The 23,312-nt window shown below is 67.8% G+C and carries 17 protein-coding genes; 8 read left to right on the plus strand and 9 right to left on the minus strand.

What is annotated here, in order from left to right; all coding sequences use genetic code 11:
- Positions 1 to 69: 69 nt before the first annotated feature.
- Together betT and DFO63_RS02895 are read right to left on the minus strand one after the other, a co-directional pair.
- Positions 70 to 2,049: a choline BCCT transporter BetT gene (gene betT / locus DFO63_RS02890; RefSeq protein WP_014037501.1), complete on the minus strand. Its 1,980-nt coding sequence runs from the start codon at positions 2,047 to 2,049 to the stop codon at positions 70 to 72.
- A 195-nt stretch (positions 2,050 to 2,244) separates the two neighbouring features.
- Positions 2,245 to 2,625: a VOC family protein gene (locus DFO63_RS02895; protein WP_106468284.1), complete on the minus strand. Its 381-nt coding sequence runs from the start codon at positions 2,623 to 2,625 to the stop codon at positions 2,245 to 2,247.
- A 150-nt stretch (positions 2,626 to 2,775) separates the two neighbouring features.
- On the opposite strand from DFO63_RS02895, the gene DFO63_RS02900 reads away from it, so the two are divergent.
- From DFO63_RS02900 to DFO63_RS02910, 3 genes are all read left to right on the plus strand, one after another.
- A complete protein-coding gene (locus DFO63_RS02900; protein ID WP_101765637.1) occupies positions 2,776 to 3,294 on the plus strand; it encodes a sigma-70 family RNA polymerase sigma factor in 519 nt (172 codons plus the stop codon).
- Positions 3,291 to 4,235 (plus strand): FecR domain-containing protein, encoded by a 945-nt coding sequence (locus DFO63_RS02905; RefSeq protein ID WP_119006404.1) that lies wholly within the window; start codon positions 3,291 to 3,293, stop codon positions 4,233 to 4,235. Before DFO63_RS02900 ends, DFO63_RS02905 begins: the two co-directional genes overlap by 4 nt.
- A gap of 69 nt (positions 4,236 to 4,304) precedes the next feature.
- Entirely contained in the window at positions 4,305 to 7,253 is a 2,949-nt protein-coding gene (locus DFO63_RS02910) for a TonB-dependent receptor (protein ID WP_119006405.1), read from the plus strand.
- A 142-nt stretch (positions 7,254 to 7,395) separates the two neighbouring features.
- On the opposite strand, the gene DFO63_RS02915 is transcribed toward DFO63_RS02910, so the two are convergent.
- Both DFO63_RS02915 and DFO63_RS02920 read right to left on the minus strand, forming a co-directional pair.
- Positions 7,396 to 7,719 carry an SMR family transporter gene (locus DFO63_RS02915; protein ID WP_119006406.1) on the minus strand — a complete coding sequence of 108 codons (324 nt, stop codon included), beginning with the start codon at positions 7,717 to 7,719 and terminating at the stop codon, positions 7,396 to 7,398.
- Positions 7,719 to 8,072: an SMR family transporter gene (locus tag DFO63_RS02920; RefSeq protein WP_101765641.1), complete on the minus strand. Its 354-nt coding sequence runs from the start codon at positions 8,070 to 8,072 to the stop codon at positions 7,719 to 7,721. The genes DFO63_RS02915 and DFO63_RS02920 overlap by 1 nt, the downstream gene beginning before the upstream one ends.
- Positions 8,073 to 8,232: 160 nt before the next feature.
- Between DFO63_RS02920 and DFO63_RS02925 the strand changes: the two genes are divergently transcribed.
- Positions 8,233 to 9,084, plus strand: coding sequence for a LysR family transcriptional regulator (locus tag DFO63_RS02925; protein WP_119006407.1), 852 nt, complete (start codon positions 8,233 to 8,235; stop codon positions 9,082 to 9,084).
- Positions 9,085 to 9,157: 73 nt separating this feature from the next.
- Here the strand turns inward: DFO63_RS02925 and DFO63_RS02930 are convergent, their stop codons facing one another.
- Complete coding sequence (locus DFO63_RS02930; protein WP_119006408.1) at positions 9,158 to 10,078, minus strand: M14 family metallocarboxypeptidase; 921 nt, start codon at positions 10,076 to 10,078, stop codon at positions 9,158 to 9,160.
- Between the two features lie 131 nt (positions 10,079 to 10,209).
- Between DFO63_RS02930 and DFO63_RS02935 the strand changes: the two genes are divergently transcribed.
- The 3 genes from DFO63_RS02935 (at position 10,210) to DFO63_RS02945 (ending at position 14,943) form a co-directional block, all read left to right on the plus strand.
- Complete coding sequence (locus DFO63_RS02935; RefSeq protein WP_119006409.1) at positions 10,210 to 12,291, plus strand: TonB-dependent siderophore receptor; 2,082 nt, start codon at positions 10,210 to 10,212, stop codon at positions 12,289 to 12,291.
- A 62-nt stretch (positions 12,292 to 12,353) separates the two neighbouring features.
- The gene (locus DFO63_RS02940; RefSeq protein WP_259337394.1) at positions 12,354 to 14,126 is read left to right on the plus strand and encodes a chloride channel protein; all 1,773 of its coding nucleotides are present in this window, start codon (positions 12,354 to 12,356) and stop codon (positions 14,124 to 14,126) included.
- Positions 14,127 to 14,226: 100 nt separating this feature from the next.
- On the plus strand, positions 14,227 to 14,943 hold the full coding sequence (locus DFO63_RS02945; protein ID WP_024957423.1) for an MgtC/SapB family protein: 717 nt from the start codon (positions 14,227 to 14,229) through the stop codon (positions 14,941 to 14,943).
- Between the two features lie 56 nt (positions 14,944 to 14,999).
- Here DFO63_RS02945 and DFO63_RS02950 read toward each other — a convergent pair whose 3' ends face one another.
- Positions 15,000 to 15,407, minus strand: coding sequence for a MerR family transcriptional regulator (locus DFO63_RS02950; RefSeq protein WP_119006411.1), 408 nt, complete (start codon positions 15,405 to 15,407; stop codon positions 15,000 to 15,002).
- 63 nt (positions 15,408 to 15,470) lie between these two features.
- Here DFO63_RS02950 and DFO63_RS02955 point away from each other — a divergent pair, with 63 nt between their 5' ends.
- A complete protein-coding gene (locus tag DFO63_RS02955; RefSeq protein WP_101765647.1) occupies positions 15,471 to 16,298 on the plus strand; it encodes a class I SAM-dependent methyltransferase in 828 nt (275 codons plus the stop codon).
- A gap of 81 nt (positions 16,299 to 16,379) precedes the next feature.
- Here DFO63_RS02955 and DFO63_RS02960 read toward each other — a convergent pair whose 3' ends face one another.
- From DFO63_RS02960 to DFO63_RS02970, 3 genes are all read right to left on the minus strand, one after another.
- Positions 16,380 to 16,670, minus strand: a complete 291-nt coding sequence (locus DFO63_RS02960; protein ID WP_014037513.1) for a hypothetical protein — start codon at positions 16,668 to 16,670, stop codon at positions 16,380 to 16,382.
- Between the two features lie 121 nt (positions 16,671 to 16,791).
- A complete protein-coding gene (locus DFO63_RS02965; protein WP_119006412.1) occupies positions 16,792 to 17,634 on the minus strand; it encodes an OmpA family protein in 843 nt (280 codons plus the stop codon).
- 61 nt (positions 17,635 to 17,695) lie between these two features.
- Positions 17,696 to 23,077 (minus strand): ESPR-type extended signal peptide-containing protein, encoded by a 5,382-nt coding sequence (locus tag DFO63_RS02970; RefSeq protein ID WP_119006413.1) that lies wholly within the window; start codon positions 23,075 to 23,077, stop codon positions 17,696 to 17,698.
- Positions 23,078 to 23,312: the final 235 nt, after the last annotated feature.

Here is a 23,312-nt window from a genome sequence, read left to right on the forward strand (position 1 = left end):
CCCCATTTGTGCTGCCGGCCAGTGGCCGGCACTACCACCGACCGCCGGGGCAAGCCCGGCGGTCGTGCATCAGCGGCTCAGGTGCAGGAACTGCAGATGCCGTTCGTACTGGCTGATGATGTCGTTGATGATCTGCTTGCGGCTGTAGCCGACCAGGTCGTAGTCCTGGCTGCCTTCGAACAGGTGCACTTCAGCGCGGTAGTAGCGCTGGTTGCGCAGCTGCTGCGCGGCGAACGACGGCGTCAGGTAGCCACTCAGGATCACCCGGTACAGGAAGTCCTGCTGCTCGCCGTGGTTCACCGTCAGCTCCATGTCGCCGGCCTCGAAGCGCGTCGCCACGTCCCAACCCTGCCCGCGCAGCTGCTCGGCCACCGCTTCCATCGCCGGCTTCACCGTGTCGTCCATGAAGCGGTAGACCTGGTCGCGCACCGGGAAGTGCATGGCCTGGCTCAGGCGCTGGCGCCAGCCCTGGTGGTGGCGGTCGTCACCGATCAGCGGCGAGGGCCGGTACTGCAGCGCGCGCTTGCGGTGCGATTCGTCACTGAAGGCGCGGGTCAGGCCCCACATCATCAGCAACAACACCGCCGAGAACGGCAGCGACGCCAGCACCACCGCCGATTTCAGCGCATCGATGCTGCCGGCCAGCAGCAGCCCGGCGGTCAGCACGGCGATCACCGTGCCCCAGAACACGCGCAGCCAGCGCGGACCATCATCCTCCGGCGCACCGCCGTGCGAGGACAGCGTGGACAACACCACCGCCCCCGAATCCGCCGACGTCACGAAGAAGATGAAACTGACCAGCACCGTCACCGCAATCACCGTGCGGCTCCAGGGGTAGCCATCGAGCAGTGCATACAACACGGTCGGTGGGTCATCCACCGCCAGCTGTGCCAGCTGCTGCTGGCCGTGATGCAGCACCTGGTCCAGCGCGCTGTTGCCGAAGATCGACAGCCAGGCCAGGGTGAAGCCGAGCGGGATCAGCAGCACGCCGAACACGAACTCGCGGATGGTGCGGCCACGCGAGATGCGCGCGATGAACAGGCCGACGAACGGCGCCCAGCCGATCCACCAGGCCCAGTAGAACACCGTCCAGCCGCCCAGCCATTCCGGTCGGCCGCCATAGGCGTACACGTCGAAACTCTTGCCAACCACGCTGCCGAGGTAGTCGCCCAGGTTCTGCATCAGCGTGCTGAGCAGGTACTGGGTGGGGCCGGCGCACAGCATGAACAGCACCAGCGCGATCGCCAGCAGCATGTTGATGTTGGCCATCCAGCGCACGCCCTTCTCCACCCCGGAGACGGCCACGGCCACCGCCGCACCCATCATGCTGACCACCAGGATGATCTGCACCAGGTTGGAGTGCGGGATGTTGAACAGGTGCGACAGGCCGGCGTTGAGGTGCAGCACGCCGAAGCCCATGTCGGCGCCGATGCCGAACACGGTGGCGACGATGCCCAGCGCGTCCACGGTGTAGCCGATCGGGCCGTTGATGCGCTTGCCGATCAGGGGGTACAGCGCCGAACGCAGCGCCAGCGGCAGGTTGTGGCGGTAGGCGAAGTAGGCCATCGCCATCGCAGCGAGCGCGAACACGCCCCAGCCATGCAGGCCCCAGTGCAGGAACAGCAACTGCATGGCCTGGCGCGCCCCAGCCTCACCCGCAGCCGGGTCGCCCTGCGGCGGCTGCAGGTAATGGGTCAGCGGTTCGGAAACGCAGAAGAAGAACAGGGTGATGCTGATGCCGGCGGCGAACAGCATGCCGGCCCAGGAGAGATAGCTGAACTCCGGCTCGTCATGGTCTGCGCCTAGTTTGATGCCACCATACTTGGACAGCGCCACACCGACCACGAACACCAGGTACAGGGTCATCGCCAGCAGGTAGTACCAGCCGACGTTGAGCGCGGCCCAGTCCTGCGCCTTGACCAGAAGGCGGCCCGCACCGAGCGGGAACAGGCTGACGAACAGCGCGAACGCCACGACAACGATCGCCGCGAAGGCGAACACAGGTCGAAGGGTGCGCACCGGGGATTGTTGCGGCTCCAGTACTTCCATGGGGCGGCGTTCTCCGGTAGATCAAAGGGTTAGCCGACCGATTCTGGCTGAACCGCAGTGGACAGAGCATGAAGTTGCGGCCCGTGGTCACAGGCCCGGCCCATCAATCCGTGTTATCACGCGCGCGCCGAAGCCTGCCTGCGAGCGCAGCCGCGCGCGGACCGCGTGCATCGCGGCCACGCGCATACTGTCCAATCACGACATCACATGTACCGCGCACAGCTTGTTGCCATCCGGGTCGCGCAGGTAGGCCAGGAACAGCTGGCGGCCGGCCATGGTGCGGATGCCGGCCGGGTCTTCGATGGCGGTGCCGCCATGGGCCACGCCCGCATCCTGCCAGCCACGCACGGCCTCGGCGCTGTCGAGGGTGAACCCGATGGTGCCGCCGTTGGCATGGCATGCCGGCTGCCCATCGATCGGTGCAGTGACGATGAACATGCGGCCATCCTTGAAGTACACCAGCCGACCCTTGTCATCGAAGACACCCGGACGGGCGCCCAATGCGGTGAACAGGGCATCGTAGAAGCGATGCGCGACGTCCATGTCGTTCGTTCCAACGGTGATGTGGCTGAACATGCGGGCACTCCTTGTGGAAAACCGCAGTGTCGGCGAGCCCGGCGGGCATCGCAAATGCACGCCTCCGGCCTGCTGCTGCGTGCGCAGGGTTTGTCGTGCGCCGCTCGATCATTCTATAATGGGAATCATTCTCATTAATGACCGATGCCGATGGCCGTGCCCGCCGCCTCCAGCACTGCACTGGCGGGGTTCTACCGCGAACACCATGGCTGGCTGCTGGGCTGGCTGCGCCGCCGCACGCACAACGCCGACTGCGCTGCCGACCTTACCCAGGACACCTTCCTGCGCCTGCTCAGCCGTCGCGTCGATCCATCCGAACTGCGCCTGCCACGCGCCTATCTCAGCACCATCGCGCACGCCCTGCTGGTCAACCACTGGCAGCGTGCGGACCTGGAGCGTGCCTACCTGGCCGCACTGGCCGCGCAACCGGAGCCAGTGCATCCATCCGCGGAAGAACGCACGCAGGCACTGCAGCTGCTGCACGCCATCGCCGACATGCTGTCCGGCCTGGCCGAACGCCCACGCCGTGCGTTCCTGCTGGCACGACTGTCTGGCCTGGGCTATGCGGAGATCGGCCAACAACTGGGCGTGTCCGAGCGCATGGTCAAGAAGTACATGGCGCAGGCGATGCTGCATTGCCTGCGCCTGTCCGGCGATGCCACGGCATGAATGCCGCACTGGCCAGCCCGGCGCTGGAGCAGGCGGCAGAATGGTTCGCGCTGCGCCAACAGGGCTGGAGTGACAGCGACCAGCAGCGCTGGCACGCCTGGCTGCAGGCCGATGCCGGGCATGCCGATGCATGGCGCCGGGTCGAGTCGGTCTGGCAATCATTCGCCCCGCTGTCTGCACCGGCTGCTGCCACGGCGCTCGATGCTGCCGGACGTCGCCGCCGTCGCGCGCTTCGCAGTCTCGGCGGCGCCCTCGGCATCGGTGCGGTTTCCCTGCTCGGCCTGCACGGGCTGCGCGAACAACGCGGCCTGCAGACACAGCTCACCGCTGCCGGGTATATCGGGCACTGGACGCTGATGGATGGCAGCCAGCTGTGGCTCAACGCGGACAGCGAAGTCACCATCGACATCGGAAACGGCCGCCGCGCCCTGCATCTGCTGCGCGGCGAACTGCTGCTGCAGACCGGCCACCACCCCGCCCATGCCGGCCTGCCCTTGACCGTGCACGTGCCGGGCGCGCGCCTGCAGCCGATCGGCACCCGTTTCGCGGTAGGCCGCGAGGCGCAGGGCAGTCGCCTGGATGTGTTCGAGGGCGTGGTGCGCTGCCTGCCGCTGTTCGGCGCGACCCTTGACGTACCCACAGGCGGGGCGGCACGGATCGGCCCGATGGGTGGACTGTCGACGGTCGATGCGGATCCACTGCGTGGCGACTGGCAGGACGGCCGACTGCAGGTGCAGCACGCACCCTTGATCCGCGTCATCGACGAACTGGCCCGCCACCACCAGGGCTATCTGGGCTGTGATCCGGCGCTCGCCGCATTGAATGTCACCGCTGTACTGCCGCGCCTGGACAGCCTGCAGGCTCTGCAACTGCTGGCCCGCGCCCTGCCGATCCGCATCGAGCAGCGCTGGCCGTGGTGGACCGTCGTGCGTCCGCTTTGAAATCGCGGTTCCCTTTCTGCGCGCTCACCGGGCCCTACAAGGGAACCCATTGCGGATGTTGCCGCCCCCATGAAACTGCCCTGCCCCTCCCCTCGTCCCCTGGCCATCGCCTTGTGCATGGCCTTGGCGACCCCCTGCCTGCTGCCTGCCACGGTCCATGCACAAGAGACCGCCGCTGCGGTTCGCTGGCAGATTCCAGCCGGTGCGCTCGACCAGGCCCTGACCGCGTTCGGCCAGCAATCGGGCCTGTCCATCGCCGCCGACGCGCGCCTCACCCGCGGCCGCCACAGCAACGGCGTGGAGGCCACGCTCGGCGCGGACACCGCATTGGCGCAGCTGCTGGCCGGTACCGGCCTGACCTTCCAGCGTGACGCCAATGGCGTGGTGCTGCAGACGGCACCCGACGCTGAAGCCGGCGTGCGCCAGATCGGCACGCTGCGCGTGGCCGGCCAGGCCAGCGAAGGTGCTTCGCCGTGGGGGCTGGCCGATGCCGATGCGGTCTACCGTGACAGCGGCTCGCGCGTGCACCTGGACCGCCAGCAGCTGGAACGCTTCCGCGGCCAGTCGATCGGCGATGTGCTGGCCGGTGCGGTCGGCGTGCATACCGCAGACGTGCGCAATGGCGGCGCACTCGACGTCAACATCCGCGGCCTGCAGGGCCAGAACCGGGTGCCGGTGATCATCGACGGTGGCCAGCAGGCCATCGACGTGTACCGCGGCTATGCCGGCGTGCAGCAGCGCAGCTATCTCGACCCCGATCTGATCAGCGCGGTCAGCATCGAGAAGGGCCCGAGCCTCGCCGCCAACGCGGCCAGCGCGATCGGTGGCGTGGTCTACATGGAAACGCTGAATGTCGATGACATCCTCGACGACGACCAGGCCTGGGGCCTGCGCGTGCGCGGCGGCGTGGCCGACAACAGCATCGACCGTACGCGCGTGTTCAAGCAGGTGGCGCGTGGCAGCGAGAACCGCAACAGCCTGCGTGACCCGCGCGACTGGAACGGCAGCGTGGCCTTCGCCCAGCGCGGCGAAGACTGGCAGCTGGTCGCGGCCTATGCGCGGCGCCGCCAGGGCAACTACTTCGCCGGCAGCAACGGTGCACATCGCTACGACGACCAGCACCTGTCCAGCGGCGGCACGGGCATGTCCAGCCAGGCGGTCTCGGACATGTACCACCCCGGCGATGAGGTACTCAACACGCACACCGACAACGAATCGGCGTTGCTGAAATTCACCTGGACCCCAAACCCCGACCAGCGCCTGGAGCTGAGCCACCGCTACTTCAATTCGAGCTTCGGCGAGATCATGCCGTCGGCGATCGGTCGCGTGGGCGAGTCCAGCGAATGGGTGACCTACGTGGACAAGGCCAACACCATGTTCGAGTTCGAGCCGGGGAAAATGCGGGTCAACGCCACCTCGCTGCGCCACCGCTACCGGCCCGAGGCACATCCATGGCTGGATCTGAGCAGCACCCTGTGGTTCACCACCGCCACCAGCCGCATGTTCAACAGCAACATCGCCAACACGCCGCTGTTCAAGGAAATGGCCTCCGACCAGATGCCCGACACGCTGGGCGAGACCTACGGCCCCGGCCTGCAGTCGGACGTGAAGACCCAGCGTTGGGGCGTGGACAGCAGCAACACCACGCGCTTCAGCAACGGCCTGGGTGACTGGACGCTGCGCTATGGCGCCTCCTTCCAGCACGAGGACACCGCACCGAACTCGCCGGTGCTGCCGGTGGACTACAACAACAACCGCTACCTGCGCTCGGGCACGCGCCGCGAGGCCAGCGTGGTGGCGTCGCTGCAGTGGCAGCCGTGGGACTGGCTGTCGCTGACCGCCGGCGGCCGCTTCATCGACTACCGCACCCGCGACCGCAACCGCGTGGCCTTCGTCAGCGAATCGCGCGACCTGCGCTACACCTTCGCGCGCCTGAGCAAGGGCGGACAGCTGCTACCGGGCTGGTACAAGGAGTGGTACCCCGATGCACAGGGCAACTACACCTATGACTCGCTGCGCGCCACGCCCTACGGCGACAGCACGCTGGGCCAGGCCTATGACTTCGACGGCTTCATTCCTGATCCGCGCGGTGCCAACGGCTTCTATACCAAGCAGATTCCCACCGCCTGGGGCTACAAGCCGGCGATCCGGCGCTCCGGCCACGGCTTCGCGCCCTATGCCGAAGCACGCTTCAACCTCGACGCGGACATGTTCTTCTACGTGAAGTACGCGCAGGGCTGGAAGATGCCCAGCCTGTTCGAGTCGACGCTGGGCAACAGCACCTCGGCGCCGGTGGCTGACCTGAAGCCGGAGAAGAACCGTTCCTGGGACATCGGCTTCAGCCTGCTCAAGCAGGACCTGTGGCGCGACGGTGATCGCCTGGCGTTCAAGGTCGCCTGGTTCAAGAACGATATCCACAACGCGATCACCCGCCGCTTCGATTCCAGCAACTGGGGGTTCTACGTCGACAACGTCGACAACTACACGGTGTCCGGCTACGAGCTGCAGTCCGGTTATGACGCCGGCATCGCCTACCTGGACCTGTCGGCCAGCTACTACCAGCGCGCGCGCACCTGCGATGCGGCCACCGCCAAGCGCCTGCGCGAAGACCCGTATGCGAAATGGAGCAAGCTGGACACCACGCCGGATTGCGTGGATGGCGGCTTCGGCACCTCGTTCGTCAACGCACAGAACCCGCCGAAGTACTCGATCCACAGCACGCTGGGCTTCCGCCTGTTCGACAAGCGGCTGGATACCGGCATCCGCCGCACCTACAACAGCGGCCCCACCCACGAACTGGACAAGCCCTGGAACACCACCGGTTCGACCGGCCTGCAGAACATCTACCTGCCGACCGCGATCTATGACTTCTACGCACGCTGGCAGTTCACCCCGCGCAGCGAAGTGGAGCTGGTGGTCAGCAACCTGCGCAACACCTACTACATGGACACGCTGGCGATGAGCCTGATGCCGGGCCCGGGTCGCACCACGCGGCTGAACTTCACCGCACGCTTCTGAGTGCTTCAGAAACAGCTCCGCCCCGGGGAGATCATCCCCGGGGCGCTTGCCTGCGGCGGCTCACGCTCTGGCAGATACCAACCTGGGTTGGCACCGCGACTCCGCACAGGTGGGTGCCAACCTTGGTTGGCACAGCGACGCGTTACTTCGCGGTACTCAGCAGCAGCACCGCGAAAGTGACCAGCGCGATGCCGATCCAACCAATCGGACGCAGGCGGTTGCCGAACAACAGGCGGCCGCAGGTAGCGGTACCGATCACGCCGATCGCACCCCACATCGCATAGGCGGTGGCCAGGTCCATGTAGCGCACCGCCTGGCCCAACAGGGCGAAGGCGATCCAGACCATGACGATCGCGCCGACGCCCCAGCGCCAGCGGCGGAAGCCTTCCGACTTGGCCACCATCATGTTGGCGGCGACGTCGATCAGCGCAGAACAGATCACGAAAAACAGAGCGAGCGTATTCATCAGTGCGCCTCCCCGAGGGTGACGCAGACGATGCCGACCACCGCCAGCACCAGGCCGGCCAGCTGCTGCAGCGACAGGCTTTCACCAAAGACGGTGAGGCCGACCACGGTCAGCAGGGTCAGGCCGAGGCCTTCCCAGACTGCATAGGCCACGCCAACGGCGATACGGCGCACCGACTGCGCCAGGAAGAAGTAGGACAGCGCCAGCGCGCCGGCCATGATCAGGTAGCCGGTCCAGCCGCCATCGCGGGCGGCATGGGCCATGAACGAGGTGCCGACCACTTCGGCGACGATCGCCACGGTCAGGCAGGCCCAGGCGACCAGCGCGCCACGGGCGGAAACAGTACGGGACATGTGAAACTCCTTGCAGGGCGGGGACCGCGCCGCCTCATCAATGGATCCACGCCGTGCGTGGAGGGTCCGGAACGCCCCGCAGACGGGGGCGACGGAAGCCAGTATCATCGTCTTTTACGGTGGTATCAAAATGGATTCCATCGACAGGAGCGATGGATCAATGCCCTACTCCCCTGAATCCCTGCAGGCCTTCGTCGAAGCCGCCGCGCTGGGCTCGTTCTCGGCGGCGGCGCGACGCCTGCGCAAGACCCAGTCGACGGTCAGCACCGCCATTGCCCACCTGGAAGCTGACCTGGGCGTGAGCCTGTTCGACCGCAGCGGGCGCTACCCGCAGCTGACCGAGGCCGGCCGCCAGGTGCTGGGCCACGCGCAGGAGATCCTTGCCGCCGATGGCCGCCTGCAGCAGTTGAGCGTGCGCCTGGCCGCGCCGGTCGAACCGCGCCTGACCGTGGCGTTCTCCGATGTCTACCAGCTGGACCCGGAGCAGCGGATCCTGCAGCGCTTCGCCGAAGCGTTCCCGGAGATCGAACTGGAATGGCTGGATGCCGAGGGCGAGGACGTGCTGGAACTGGTGAGCAACGGTCGCGCCGCGCTGGGCCTGCTGCCACGGCAGGAGCACTATCCGGATGGGCTGGTGGCACGGCCGCTGGCCCACCATAGCGAACTGTCGGTGTATGTAGCGCGCGAGCATCCGCTGGCCAGCGCCGGCCGTCGCGCCGCCGCACAGCTGGCGCGGCACCGGCAGGTGCGCTTGAGCGCCGAGGTCGACCACGCGCGCGTGGTCACCGGCCTGGCGTGGACCGCCACCGACTACCTGATGGTGATGGAGATGGCCGAGGACGGCATCGGCTGGGCCGAACTGCCGCGGGCGCTGGTACAGCGCTACGACCGCGGGCGGTTGCTGGAACTGGTGCTGCCCGGCTGGCCACGGCGCATCCACAGCGACCTGCTGTGGCGCCGCGACACGCCGCCAGGGCCAGCCGCACTGTGGTGGGCAGACGCGCTGGGCTGAGGTAGTGCCGGCCGCTGGCCGGCAATCTCTTTGTCCCGTGGCTGCCGGCCAGCGGCCGGCACTACCGAACCGATCAGCGATGGGCGAGCGCGTAATCCAGCGCCGAGCACACCGCCGCCACCTGTGCCTCGTTGCACTGCTGCGGGGTCGCGCGCGGGCTGTCCGGGTAGACCTCGGTGGTGGTGGTGTACTTCGCGCCGGTAATGCCGGCGCACAGGCCCAGCTTCACCAGTGGGTACTCGATCACGCCATGGGCCACCACCGGCGAACCGATGATCTCGCCCTTATCGTCGGCCGGGGCGATGTGGGTGACCTTCTCCACCGCGGCGATCACTGCCTGCTGGAAGGCCGCCTGCGGGTTCTCGCTGTCGTCCACCAGATAGAAGCCATCGGGAATCAGGCCCGGCTCGAACGGCTTGCCATCACGCGCCGCCAGCGCCGGGCGGAACTCGCTTTCGTCGCTGTCGGTGGTTTCGTGCAGGTCGATGTGCAGCACGAACTGGTCCTTGATCGGTGCGATCAGCTCGATCAGGGCGGTCGACTCGCGGGCCGGGCCATCGGCGCGGAAATTGCGGTTCGGGTCGATCGCATCGAAGTTCCAGCGGTTGATGCGCTCGAAGCCCCACGGATTCACGCACGGCGCCACCAGCAGGTTGGCCTTGCCGGCATAGTCGGCGGCGTGCTTTTCGAGGAACTCCAGCGCGCCCATCACGCCGCTGGTCTCGTAGCCGTGCACGCCACCGGTGACCAGCGCAGCCGGCAGCGCCGGGTTCCAGTCGCGGCTGCGCAGGGCGAACAGGGTGTAGGTCTCGCCGGCGTAATCGAGCTGGCCATAGGCCATCTTGTCGAAGCGCGGGGCCAGCGCTTCGATACGCGGCAGCACCTCCTCGTCGTAGCGACGCAGGCGCTGCTGGCGGCCACGCCACGCCTCCCGTTCCGCCGTTCCCCACGGCTGGCCAGGGGTTCCGACGGGGTAGAAAGCGGCTTGGGACATGGCGGATCTCAGCGAGTCAGGAAGCAATCACGCACTTTACCACCGGCCCGCCGGCAGAAACCGCAGACGCATTCCATTGGCGAATGGAATCAGCAATAATTCTCATTTATGACCTTCCACAACCTGCACCGATGCCCATCAACGCCCTCCGACCGGCCCGCCTGCCCCTGGCCGCCGCCCTCGCCCTGTGCCTGCTTCCGGCCGCCAGCGCCTTCGCCCAGAACGGCGCCACCACGCTGGACAGCATCCAGGTCTCCGGCAGCTGGCTGGGCACCGGCCTCCACGACAGCGTGAAGAACTTCGCTGGCGCGCGCACCGTGGTGGACCGTCAGCGCATCGAGGCCAGCGGGGCGGCCAGCATCGGCGATGCCATGCGCCGCATTCCCGGCGTGCAGGTCACCGACAACTCCGGTACCGCCGGCAGCTCGGTGTCGCTGAACATCGGCGTGCGCGGCCTGACCGGGCGCTACTCGCCGCGCTCGACCGTGCTGCTGGACGGCGTACCGCTGGCGGTGGCGCCGTATGGACAGCCGCAGCTGTCGTTCGCGCCGACCAGCCTGTCCAACATCGAATCGATCGACGTGGTGCGCGGCGGCGGCGCGGTGCGCTACGGGCCGCAGAACGTGGGCGGCATCATCAACTTCAGCACTCGCGCCATTCCGACCGGCACCGGCCTGCACGGTGGGGCCGGTGTGCGCTACACCGCCTACGATCACGGCGGCGGTGACAGCACCCAGTACAACGCCTTCCTCGGCGGCACCGGCGACAACGGGCTGGGCGCCGCCCTGCTGTACTCCGGCCAGGACGGCCGCGGCTGGCGCCAGGGCAGCGATGACCGCTTCAACGATCTCGCCTTGAAGTTCGCGTACGCCATCGACGAACAGCAGGAACTGCGTGCCAAGCTGTCCTATTACGATGTGCGCTCGCTGACCCCGGGCGGCCTGACCCGCGCGCAGTACGAGGCCGACCCGTTCCAGAACACCCGCCCGACCGATTTCTGGAAGGGCCACCGCACCGGCATCGACCTGGGCTACACCAACACGCTGTCGGACAACAGCGAGTTCGAGGTGCTGGCCTATTACAACGAGAGCAGCCGTGCCAGCTCGCTGATCAACACGGCCGGTACCCAGCTGACCGTGCAGCCGCGCGATTACCGCGTGCTCGGCATCGAGCCGCGCTACACCCAGCGCCTGCAGTGGGGCAGTACGGTGCATGACATCACCACCGGCTACCGCTTCCTGCGCGAGCGCGGCAACGACCGCAGCTACACCGTCACCCGCCGCACCGGCGCGGCCAGCGCCACCACCCGCTTCGACAACGCCACCGACGCGCACGCCTTCTACATCGACGACCGCATCGCGATCGGCCAGTGGCGGATCACCCCGGGCGTGCGCATGGAATGGATCGACATGGACCGCCGCCAGGCGGGTGGCGCGGCGACCTTCAGCAGCCGCAACGACAAGGCGCTGCCCTCGCTCAACATCGCCTACCTGCTGACCCCGCAGCTGACCGTGTTCGGCAACTACACCACCTCGTTCGGGCCGGTGCAGAACATCCAGCTGAATTCGCAGACCGCCAGCAACCCGCTGAACCCGGAAATCGCCAGGACCACTGAGCTCGGTGCGCGCTGGCAGGACGGCGCACTGCGCGCGGAAGTGACCGTGTTCAAGATGCGCTTCGACAACCAGATCCTGCAGGTACCGGGGATCACCCCACCGACCTTCCAGAACATCGGCGCCACCGACCACAAGGGCGTGGAAAGCGCGCTGGAGTACCACTTCAGCGAAGACAGCGCACTGGCCGGGTTGGAGCTGTACGCCAACTACACCTGGACCAAGGCGATCCAGCAGTCCGGCGACAACCGTGGCCTGGACGTGCCGTTCTACTCGCGCGACACCGACAGCGTCGGCGCCCGCTACGCGCTGGCCGGCTGGACCTTCAATGTCTCCAGCACCCACCAGAGCGGCCAGTTTTCCGATGCGGCCAACACCTGGGATGAGACCGCCGACGCACGCGTGGGCCGCGTGCCGGGCGTACGCCTGTGGAATGCGCAGGTGGCCTGGCAGGTGCCGGGGCTGGCCGACAGCGAGATCGCGCTGGGCGTCAACAACCTGGCGGACAAGCGCTGGTACACCCGCAACGTCGATGGCAATGCCGGCCGCGTGGTGGCCGCGCCGCGCACCTTCTACGTGCAGGGCCGCTACCGCTTCTGACGCAGTAACCGCCCGATGCAGTGACGGCGGCGATCACGGTGGCGGCGTATCATGCCGCCACCATGTCATTGCCTGTTTCGCCATCGCGCCTGCATCTGGCCTTCCAGGGCCTGCGCCTGCGCCTGCGCGGCAGCGACCTGTGGTTCATCGCGCTTGCCCTGCTGGTCGGCCTGATCGCCGGCTACCTGACCCTGCTGCAGTCCGGCATCGCACGCTGGCTGCAGGGCACCCTGTACGGGCTGGACGACGGCATGCGCCTGAGTTCCCTGCCCTCGCTGACCTGGACCGCGCTGCTGGTACTGCCGCTGGGTGGCCTGCTGGTCGGGCTGGTCAGCCTGGCCGCGACCCGGCTCAAGCGGCCCCTGCTCGATGCGGTGGAAGCCAATGCCCTTCATGGCGGCCGCATGTCGATGCGCGACAACCTGATCGTGCTGACCCAGACCCTGCTGTCCAACGGCTGCGGCGCCTCGGTCGGGCTGGAGGCGTCGTATACGCAGATGGGCGCGGGCAGCGGCTCGCAGCTGGGCCGGGTGATGCGCCTGCGCCGCAACGACGTGCGCATCCTGGTCGGCGCCGGTGCCGCCGGCGCCATCGCGGCCGCCTTCGGGGCGCCACTGGCGGGTGCGTTCTATGCGTTCGAGATCGTCATCGGCGCCTACACCCCGGCCGCGCTGGCCCCGGTGGCCGTTGCCGCCCTGGCCGGTGCATTCGTGGCCGACCAGGCCGGCATCGAGGCCTACCTGCTGCCGGCTGCCTCGACGATTGATGTCCGCGCCGCCGACTACGCCATCTACGGCCTGCTCGGCTGCTGCTGCGCGATGGTCGGCATCGCGGTGATGCGGCTGATTGCCTCGATCGAGGGCACGGTCAAGCGCAGTCCGTTGCCGCTGTGGGGCCGGCCGGTGGTGGGTGGCCTGCTGCTGATCCCGCTGGCGCTGGCCAGCCCGCAGGTGCTGTCGTCCGGCCATGGCGCGCTGCACCTGGACCTGACCACGCATCTGCCGCTGATCTGGATCGGCGGGCTGCTGACCCTGAAGTGCCTGGCCTCCGGCATCTCGCTGGGCTTCGGCTTCCGGGGCGGACTGTTCTTCGCCTCGTTGTTCATGGGCACCCTGGTCGGCGCCCTGTTCGCCGGCCTGCTGGCGATGGCCACCGGCGTGCCGGTGATTGATGCAACTTCGGCCGCCCTGGCCGGGATGGCGGCGCTGGCCGCCGCCGTGGTCGGCGCACCGATGACCATGGCCATGCTGGTGCTGGAAGGCACCCATGACTTCCTGTTGACCAGCGTGGTGATGAGTGCGGTGCTGGTCTCCAGCACGCTGGTGCGGCAGTGGTTCGGCTATTCGTTCTCGACCTGGCGCATGCACCTGCGCGGCGAGACCATCAAGAGCGCACGCGACGTCGGCTGGGTGCAGAACCTCAATGCCGGCCGGCTGATGCGCAAGGGCGTGGCGACCGCACCGGCCGACCTCGACGCTGCCGCGTTCCGCCAGCGCTTCCCGCTGGGTTCGGGCAGCCGGGTGGTGCTGATCGATGGCGAAGGCCACTATGCCGGCATCGTGCAGATCCCACGCGTGTACGGCGATGGCGTGAAACCGGAGACCATCATCGGCGAGCTGGCCGAGAACCGTGACGTGTCACTGTCACCGGCCGCCGACGTGGTCAGCGTGATGCAACGCTTCGACCAGACCCAGGCCGACGAACTGGCGGTGGTCGCCGCCGACGGCCAGGTGCTGGGCGTGGTCTCCGAAGCCTTCGTGCGCAAGCGCTACGCCGAGGAACTGGACAAGCGCCAGCGCGAACTGATGGGCGAGCGCGTCGAGGACAGCGACTGACCCGCAAAAAGGGGACGGAGGGGATTAAGTCGTTTCTGGCACGCTGGAAATCCACGCATGGCGTGGATCTACTGTCACTTCGACCGGGTAGACTCCCGCCATGCGCTTCATTGAAACCTTCCAGGCCGGCCCCTTCGCCGACACCGTGGTCAGCCTGCTGGCCGCCTTCGTGCTCGGCACGCTGATCGGCGCCGAGCGCCAGTACCGGCAACGCACCGCCGGCCTGCGCACCAACGTGCTGGTGGCGGTGGGTGCAGCCGCCTTCGTCGACCTGGGCATGCGTATCGCCGGCAGCGCCGAGGCGGTGCGGGTGATCTCCTACGTGGTCTCCGGGGTCGGCTTCCTCGGCGCCGGCGTGATCATGAAGGAAGGCATGAACGTGCGCGGCCTGAATACTGCCGCCACCCTGTGGTGCTCGGCGGCGGTCGGCAGCTGCACCGGTGCGGACATGCTGGCCGAAGGCGTGCTGCTGACGGTCTTGATCATCGCCGGCAACACCCTGCTGCGGCCGCTGGTGAATGCGATCAACCGTATCCCGATCAACGAGACGGCGACCGAAGCCACCTACGAGGTGCGCCTGAGCGTGGATGCCGAAGCCGTGCCGCGGGTGCGCGAGCGCCTGGTCGATGCGCTGGAGGCTGCGCAGTACCCGGTGGGTGATGTGCAGGTGGTCGAGCATGCCGACGCGCCCACCGATGTGATCGCGGTGCTGGTCAGTACGGCGGTCAGTGCCGACGAGCTGGACGTGGTGCTGGCACGGATGGAACACGTGCCGGGCGTGCTGCATGCCACCTGGGAAGTCAGCACCCGCGATTGATTCACCCACGCATAGCGTGGTGCAGTAGATCCACGCCATGCGTGGATGCTCTTCTCTCACCCTCCCGCGATGCGCTGCTGGGCCCTCAACAACCTGCGGAACGAACCGCACTGGCGTGCATCCTGCGCTTCCGGGCAGGCCGCGGCGCGTTGCAGGTGACGGCGTATCCGCTGCAGCTGGCTGATCTGTTGCTGCAGCACATCAGCCTGCGCCAGCAGGGCCTCACGATCCAGCGTGAGGCATCCGCGCTGCGGCGGCAGCGATGCCCCGATCTGCTGCAGCGACAGCCCGGCCGCCTGGCCGAGGCCGATCAGCGCCAGCCGCTCCAGCACCTGCTCGTCGTACTGCCGGCGCAAGCCGCGACGACCCAGGGCCTGCAACAACCCCAGCTGCTCGTAGTAGCGCAGGGTCGAGGCCGGCACGCCACTGCGCTTCACCACCTCGCCGATATCCAGTTCACGCACGGGCTTGACCTCAAGTCGCCTTCAAGCACCAACCTATGGGCAACTTCCCGGCAGGACAAGGCCATGGCCAGTACATCCCCCGTTGATCAGAATACGCTCTGGAATGGCCCTGGCGGCCAGATCTGGGTCGCCCAGCAGGCCATCCTCGATGGACTGTTCCAGCCGATGGCCGACCTGCTGGTCGCCGAACTTCCGGAGACCGTCACGCAACTGCTCGACATCGGCTGCGGCACCGGCGCCAGCCTGCTGGCATCAGCCACGGCACGCCCGGCCGCCCACACTACCGGTCTCGACATCTCCGCGCCGATGCTGGCGCTGGCCCGCCAGCGCGCCGAGGCGGTGGGACTGGACGCGGACTTCATCGTGGCAGACGCGCAGCGGCATCCGCTGCCGTCCGCGCACTTCGACTGGATCCAGTCGCGGCTGGGCGTGATGTTCTTCGAGGACAGCCAGGCTGCCTTCGCCAACCTGCATCGTGCCTCGACACCGGGCGCGGGGCTGCGCTTCATCGCCTGGCGCAGTGCCGACGAGAACCCATTCATGACCACGGCCGAGCGCGCCATTGGCGATGCACTGGATCTGCCGCCCCGGGTGCCCGGCGCGCCGGGACAATTCGCCTTTGCCGATGGCGGGCAGGTACAGCGGCTGCTGCAGGCCGCCGGTTGGAAGGATGTGGAGCTGGTTGCGGTAGACCTGCCCTGCTCGATCGCCCGCGAAGACCTGCCGACCTATGTCGGCCAGCTGGGCCCGTTGGGGCTGGCCCTGCGCGCAATGCCGGAAGATCGCGCCGCGACGCTTCGCGAAAAGGCATTGGCTGCATTTGCACCGTTCATCGAAGGCGACCGTGTACGCGTGGATGCCGCCTGCTGGCTGGTCCGCGCCCGCGCCTAGGAAAAGGGGACGGAGGGGATTAAGTCGTTCTCGCCCCGGGTGTGCCGGAAACGACTTAATCCCCTCCGTCCCCTTTTTCTTCTACAGCGCCTCGCCGGCGTCGGCCAGGCGCGATTCGATCAGTGCGTACCACTGCTGCAGCACGTCGATCAGCATGTCCAGTTCGGCATCGGTGCGCTGTGCGCGGCCGCTGCGCAGGCAGGCCTGGGCTTCCTGCAGCTGGGCCAGGAACCCTGCCACGGTATCGGCCTGCAGGATCAGGCCCGGCAGGCGTCGCCCGGGGATGCGCACCACGGCATGGTTGCCGAGCTGGCCGTACACGCTGAGAGTGGCTTCCGTCTTCATGGAGAGGGGCAGGAATTGGGCATTCATCGCGTGCACCGTTTGAAAACCTGAGCCGCAGGCAGGCGTGGACGACGGGGGAGACGTTGCCACGCCTGCCGGCGGTCAGGGGGGACTCGGGATGCCGGGGCATCGCCCCGGCGCAGGAAGGTCAACGTGGCAGTGCCATCCCGGCGATCTGCACGCGCCGGTTCGGCGCCAGGCAGGCAATCAGCTCGCGCCGGTTGCGCTGCCCGCACTGCACGATCGGCTCGGCCGCGCCGCGTCCTTCGGCACTGATGCTGGCTGCAGGCACGCCACCCTGCACCAGCGCGCTGCGTACGGCCTCGGCGCGACGCTGCGACAGCGTCTGGTTGTAACTGGCGCTGCCGATACGGTCGGTGTAGCCGGTTACCCGGATCGACTGCACCTGCGCGGCTTCGCGTACCTGCGCCAGGATGCCCTGCACCGCATGCTGGCCTTCGGCGCTGAGCACCGCGCTGTCGAAACCGAACAACGCATCGGCCGACAGCCGCAGCGGCTGTTCCGGCAGCGGTGCCGGTACCGGTGCCGGCGGGGCCGGTGGACGCGGCGGCTCCAGCACGGCCGCGCACGATTCCGGCTTCCAGTAGCCCGCCTGGGCAATACCCTTGCTGTCAAAGCGGACCTGGAACTGGCAGGTGAAGTACTCCGCGCCCTGTGCGGTGCGGAAATTGAACAGGTAGTTCCACTCGCGCACGCCCCACATGCCTTCATTGAAATGCGGCGTGCCCAGCAGCGTGTACAGCTGCCGCTTGCTCATGCCCGGCGCGAAGCGGCGCAGGTCGGCGACGTCGGGATAGATGCCCTCCTTCAGCGAGGCCCTCGAGGCCTCCGGGAAGTGCACGGCGGTGGCTTCGGCAGGACCCTCGGCGGCCGGCGCATGGCTGCGGCAGGCGGCCAGCAGGCCCATCCCCAGGATCAGGCCCAGCGTGGTGGCGCATTGGCCGGCGCGGGCGATGCGATGCTGTTTCATGTCATTCCCCCTGTAGACGTTTCCGCGATGCCGGGCCGCGCGTGCGGCCCGGCGGCGGGGATCACCACTGGATGCCGGCACCGACGGCCACACCGGCCTCGCCACGGCTGTTGGTCGAACCGCTGAACTTGTAGATCCAGCGGCCGCCTTCGGAGACACCGGAGATACCGAGCGCCACGCCCGATTCGCCGTTGTAGCTGCCAGCGGCGATCGAGGCCATGCTGCGGCCCGCCTCGCTGGGCTGCGGCAGCGCCGCGGTGGCCATCGCCGAGGCGATACCGGCCGAGGCACGGTTGTCGGTCTTGCGCAGGTCGCGCTCGAAGCCGCCCATGCGCTCGTCGGTGTAGGCCTTCGACCAGTCCAGGGTCTGCGCCATGCCCGACTTCAGCTGGTCCACATTGACTGCGTCGGTACCGGCGGTGCCGGCGGCAACGTTGCGGACCGTGGTCGGGCCGCTGCTGGTGCTGCCCAGGGTGACACTGTTGTAGTTGGTGGCACCGTTGACCGTGGTGTCGTAGCGGATGGTGCCCTGCTGAGAGGCCTGCAACTGGCGCACGTTGACCGCATCGGTAGCCTGCGAGCCGTCGGCCACGTTGACCACCTGGCGTTCGGCACCGCTGGCGCCCACCGAAACCGTGTTGGCCCGGTTCGCCACCGAACCCGCACCCAGCGCCACCGAGTTGTCGGCCTGCGCCTGCGAACCATTGCCCAGCGCGGTCGAGTTGGCACCGGCGGCGGTGGAGCCTGCACCACCGGCGGCCGAGTTGGCGCCGCTGGCGGACGGGTCGGCCAGGTTGTTGGTGTTGTTGGCACGGAAGCTGCCGGCCACGTTGGTGATGTTCTGGATCTTCTGGTCCGTGTAGGACTTGGACTGGTCAATGGCGTAGTTCACGCCATTCTTCAGCTGGCCGACATTGGTCGCATCGTGGTCGTCCGAGCCATCGGCAACATGGGTGATCTTGCGCTCGCTGCCGCTGCTGCCGATCGACACCTCGCCAGCGGAGTTGCTGGCACCGGTCTGGCCGTAGGCGCCGGTGTAGCCGCTCTGTGCACCGACACTGGCCACCGAACCGGCACCCAGCGCCACGCTGTTGCCGGCACTGCTGCTGGCGCCGTTACCGACCGCCACGCTGTTGGCACCGGCTGCACTGGCCTGCGGACCGACCGCAACCGCTTCCGCACCGGCCGCGGTAGCTGCGGCTGCCGTCGAGTTCACCGCCAGGTAGGCACTGCCACCGCCACCGTTGGTGATGCGCTGGTTGAGGACCTTCAGCGAGCCATCGACGGCAGTGAAGGCGGCGGTGACGTTGTTGTAATCGCCGCTGGAGAAGGTGCCATCGGTGGCGATGCTGGAGATGCTGAACGTCGGCGCGGTCCACACATTGGTGGTGCCGTTGAAGGCAGTGGTGCCGCCGAAGTAGTTGGCGATGGTGCTGTGGGTGCTGAACAGCTGGTCGCCGGTGATGGCGTCGCTGCTGCCGGCCAGGATGCTGCCCGCGGCAACGTTGGTCACCTTCACTGCGCCCGTGCCGGTCCCCTTGAGGGTCACACTGTTGATCACATTGCCGCTGCCATCGACGTCGTACTTCACGGCCAGCTTGTCGATCTCGCCGGTCTGGTCGGCAACGTTGGCCAGCGAATTGCTGACCGCGTCGAAGGCGGTGCCGACGTCGTTGTAGCTGCCCTTGGTCACGGTGCCGTTGGCGGCAACGTTGTTGATCGAGTACGTCGGTGCGGTCAGCACGCCGCTGGCGTTGACCGCAGCGCCACCGCCGAGGTGGGTGGCCACGGCCTGGTTGGCCGCGAACAGCTGGGCACCGTTGATGGCCTCGCTGCTGGTGGCACTGACCTGGCCCGGGCCAAGGTTGCGCAGCGTGGTGGCGGTACCGGCCTGGCCCAGCGTGGCGCTGGCGTAGTTGACGCTGCCATCGGCATTGACGTCATAGCGCAACGCGCCCTGCTCCGAGGCCTGCAGCTGGCCCAGGTTGACCGCATCGGTCGCCGCGGTACCGGCCGCCATGTTGGTGACCTGGCGCTCGGCACCGGCGGCGCCGATCGACACGGAGTTGGCACGATCGGCCAGGCTGCCGGCACCCACCGCGATGCTGTTGGCCGCCGTCGCCCGCGCATTGGTGCCGACCGCGATCGAATCGGTGCCACTGGCCACCGCTTCAGTGCCGGTCGAGTTCACCCGCAGGTACTTGGTGCCGCCATTGCGGATATCGGTGATCTGCGAGTTGAGGTTGACCAGCGAGCCATCCACCGCCGCGAAGGCATCGGTGGCGTTGGTGTACAGGCCCTTGGCGATGGCGCCGCCGGTGGAGATCGTGCTGATCTCGAACAGCGGTGCGGTGAAGATGCCGCTGGCGGGATCGAAGGCCGCGCGGCCACCGAAGAAGCTGGCGATGGCGCTGTTGGTCGCCGCCAGCTGGCCGCCGTTGACCGCTTCCAGGCTGCCTGCGGTGACCGCACCGGCGGCAAGGTTGCCGATGGTGGTGGTGCCGGTGCCTGCGCCGAGCGTGACCCGGCGATAGTTCGGATTGCCGCCGGCATCCAGATCGTAGGTCACCGCGGCATCCGCCACGCCGTTGATCAGGCTGATCGCACCCTTCAGCTGCGCCACGTTGACCGCGTCGGTGTTGACGCTGCCCGCAGCCACATTGGTGATCTGGCGCTCGCCGCCGCCGGCGGTGCCCACCGACACTTCACCGGCCGAGACCTGCGGCGCAGTGAGGCCATAGGCACTGTAGCTGGCCTGCGCGCCGCGCAGCGCAGCCGAGCGGTAGCCCAGCGCGACCGAGTTGGCCTGGTTGGAGGTGGATTCGGCACCCAGCAGGGTCTGCCCGTTGGCGGTACCGACGGCGCTGTCGCCGACGACGACCGAATGACCCATGCGCGCGGCATAGTCGGCCGTCGGCACGCCGGTGGGATTGCTCGGATCGTTCACGCCATCGCCGGGGAAGGCGACGTTGGCATCGACCTTCGGCAGTTCATGGCGTGCGTTGGCACCGATCACCACTTCCTTGGAGCCGTTGGCGAAGGCACCATCGCCCATCAGCACCTGGTAGTCCTGGGCCGCGTTGACGGCCCAGCAGGAAATGTCGGCCAGCGCGATGTCCAGGCATTTGGCCGCCCAGGCCGGGGAATCCTTCGGCAGCAGCAGGCCCAGCAGGCCACCCGGATTGCCGTTGTTGATGTTGTAGATGTAGCTGTCGGAGGTGACGCCACCGATCAGGGTCAGGTGCGAGCTGCCACCCGTGGCAGCGCCGCCCAGTCCGTTGAGGGTGCTGCCGACCGGCGACAGGTTGACCACCGGCAGGCCCAGCACATTGACCGTTGAATAGGTCTGCATCACGTTGGCGTTGCTGAGCTTGAGGTTGCCGTTGCTCAGGTAGCCGTTGCCACCGAACAGGCTGGTGGTGGTCGGCCCGATCAGCTGGCCGACATTGCCGACCAGGCCACCGGTACCGATGATCAGGCCCGCATTCGGGTCGGCCGCCGCCGGCGCCTTCGGGCTGGTCGGCGGAATCGCAGAGGGTTTGGTCAGGCCGAGACCACTGAGCGTGCCACCGACCAGGCCACCCACGGCGCTGCCCAGATTGCCGATGGTGCCATTGAGATTGCCGTTGAGCAGGTTGCCCACCGCGCTGCCGACATTGCCCAGCGTGCTACCCAGCACACCGCCCAGGCCGCTGGTGGGGCTGCCGGTGGTGCCGTTGAGAATGCCGCCCACTGCACCACCGACCGTGCCGACGGTGTTGTTGAGCGTGCCACCCACTGCGCTGCCGACCTGGCCAACCGTGCCGTTCAGTGCACCGCCGACTGCGCCGACCGTGTTGTTGAGCGTGCCACCCACTGCGCCGCCAACGGTGCCAACGGTGCCGTTCAGTGCTCCGCCGACTGCGCCGACCGTGTTGTTGAGCGCGCCACCTACTGCACCCCCAACCGTTCCGACGGTGCCGTTCAGTGCTCCGCCGACTGCGCCGACCGTGTTGTTGAGCGTGCCACCCACCGCACCACCAACCGTTCCGACGGTGCCGTTCAGTGCTCCGCCGACTGCGCCGACCGTGTTGTTGAGCGCGCCCCCTACTGCGCTGCCAGCGGTGCCAACGGTGCCGTTCAGTGCGCCACCGACTGCGCCGACCGTGTTGTTGAGTGCGCCACCTACTGCGCTGCCAACCTGGCCAACCGTACCGTTCAGCGTGCCGCCGACCGCACCGCCAACCGTTCCGACGGTGCCGTTCAGTGCGCCACCGACTGCGCCGACCGTGTTGTTGAGCGTGCCACCCACTGCGCCGCCAACTGTGCCAACGGTGCCGTTCAGTGCACCGCTCACTGCACCGCCAACCGTTCCGACAGTACCGTTCAGCGCGCCGCCGACAGCACCGCCCACCGTTCCGACGGTGCCCTTCAGCGCACCACCCACCGTGCTGCCGACCGCATCCGCAGCACCGTGAAGCGTCCCGCCGACAGCCCCCACCGCGCCACCCACCAGGTTGCCAACGCCCAGCGCGCTGTGCTGCGCGGCGACGGTCGCCTGTCCGGCCAGCTTCAGGTTGCGATCGGCGATCACTTCCTGGCCGTCCGGCGCCTGCACGCGCACCTTGCCGGCGGCGCCGGCATCGAACGCGGCACTGATGGCGCGATCATGCGTGTCACCCGGCAATTCCTCCTTGGCCGGCAACGTGACCGCAGCTGTCGCCCGGGCCTGGCCCTGACCTTCGATGTGATGGCCAGCCACCGCCAGATGCGCGTCGGTGTTGCCGTCGACAGAGGTCTTCAGGGACGAACCACTGAGGCCCGCCAACGCCTTGGCACCTGCATCGATCGAAGCGACCTGGCGGCCGGCGATGCCGACCTTGGCCTTGGCGCGTGCATCGGCGCCGACACCCAGCGGCGCCTGCGCGCCGGGCGCAACATTCGCTGCCAGCGACGCATCCACCTGTGCTGCCTTGCCCGCAGCGTTGCCCAGGCCGACAGTGGCGCGGACATCGGCCGCCAGCGCCGGCACGGCCACCTGCTTCGGCGTGGTGTCCGCTGCCAGCTTCACCTGCACGGTGGCCGGCAGTACGTCACGCACCACCGGCAGCGACGTGGTGTTCAACTGCAGGCCCAGGCGAGCGTCCGCACTGATCGCAGGGCTGCTCTGCGCCTGCCGTGCAGCGGCAGCCAGGGCCACTTCGGCGTCGACCTTGACCGGCATCGGCTGCGCATACTTCGCCGCAAGCGCTTGCAGGTCACGCAACGATTGATTGCTTTCCGATGCCCCTGCGTGGCCGCTGGCCAGCGCGCACAGCAGTGCCAGGGCCAGGGCGGTGGGCATCAGCAGGAAGGCGCGCGGATCGCGTGCGGCGCTGCCGCCGCTGTCGCCGGTGGCCAGTTCCGAGGCCACAACCAGAGCATTGAGCTGGCGGTTCCATACACGCCGGTAGATGCGGTTCATGAGCATTTCCCCCGTAGGCGAACAACTGGAATGTCAGTGGACTTGCCGTTAGGCAGGTGACTGACATTTCAGCGGTTGCAAAGGTGGCGGCGCACTTCAATCCGGCACGGCAATCGCGCATTCCGGCAAATCCACGGCCGGAATCGGCAGCCGTTTATGCAGAAGCGGCAACATGATCGGCAAGCGGATATGCAATTCCGGCATGAACGCCGCGGAAACCCTTGCGGGGCTTGGC

Origin of the sequence: Stenotrophomonas sp. AG209 (genome assembly GCF_003550055.1) — a bacterium.
GTDB lineage: Bacteria > Pseudomonadota > Gammaproteobacteria > Xanthomonadales > Xanthomonadaceae > Stenotrophomonas.

Excerpts from the sequence above, each read along its gene's own strand:
- DFO63_RS02915 (WP_119006406.1), bottom strand. The coding sequence starts at position 7,719 with ATGAATACGCTCGCTCTGTTTTTCGTGATCTGTTCTGCGCTGATCGAC.
- DFO63_RS02955 (WP_101765647.1), top strand. The coding sequence starts at position 15,471 with ATGGCCAGTACATCCCCCGTTGATCAGAATACGCTCTGGAATGGCCCT.
- DFO63_RS02910 (WP_119006405.1), top strand. The coding sequence starts at position 4,305 with ATGAAACTGCCCTGCCCCTCCCCTCGTCCCCTGGCCATCGCCTTGTGC.
- DFO63_RS02930 (WP_119006408.1), bottom strand. The coding sequence starts at position 10,078 with ATGTCCCAAGCCGCTTTCTACCCCGTCGGAACCCCTGGCCAGCCGTGG.
- DFO63_RS02945 (WP_024957423.1), top strand. The coding sequence starts at position 14,227 with ATGCGCTTCATTGAAACCTTCCAGGCCGGCCCCTTCGCCGACACCGTG.
- betT (WP_014037501.1), bottom strand. The coding sequence starts at position 2,049 with ATGGAAGTACTGGAGCCGCAACAATCCCCGGTGCGCACCCTTCGACCT.
- DFO63_RS02920 (WP_101765641.1), bottom strand. The coding sequence starts at position 8,072 with ATGTCCCGTACTGTTTCCGCCCGTGGCGCGCTGGTCGCCTGGGCCTGC.
- DFO63_RS02970 (WP_119006413.1), bottom strand. The coding sequence starts at position 23,077 with ATGAACCGCATCTACCGGCGTGTATGGAACCGCCAGCTCAATGCTCTG.
- DFO63_RS02935 (WP_119006409.1), top strand. The coding sequence starts at position 10,210 with ATGCCCATCAACGCCCTCCGACCGGCCCGCCTGCCCCTGGCCGCCGCC.
- DFO63_RS02965 (WP_119006412.1), bottom strand. The coding sequence starts at position 17,634 with ATGAAACAGCATCGCATCGCCCGCGCCGGCCAATGCGCCACCACGCTG.
- DFO63_RS02895 (WP_106468284.1), bottom strand. The coding sequence starts at position 2,625 with ATGTTCAGCCACATCACCGTTGGAACGAACGACATGGACGTCGCGCAT.
- DFO63_RS02905 (WP_119006404.1), top strand. The coding sequence starts at position 3,291 with ATGAATGCCGCACTGGCCAGCCCGGCGCTGGAGCAGGCGGCAGAATGG.
- DFO63_RS02940 (WP_259337394.1), top strand. The coding sequence starts at position 12,354 with ATGTCATTGCCTGTTTCGCCATCGCGCCTGCATCTGGCCTTCCAGGGC.
- DFO63_RS02900 (WP_101765637.1), top strand. The coding sequence starts at position 2,776 with ATGGCCGTGCCCGCCGCCTCCAGCACTGCACTGGCGGGGTTCTACCGC.
- DFO63_RS02925 (WP_119006407.1), top strand. The coding sequence starts at position 8,233 with ATGCCCTACTCCCCTGAATCCCTGCAGGCCTTCGTCGAAGCCGCCGCG.
- DFO63_RS02960 (WP_014037513.1), bottom strand. The coding sequence starts at position 16,670 with ATGAATGCCCAATTCCTGCCCCTCTCCATGAAGACGGAAGCCACTCTC.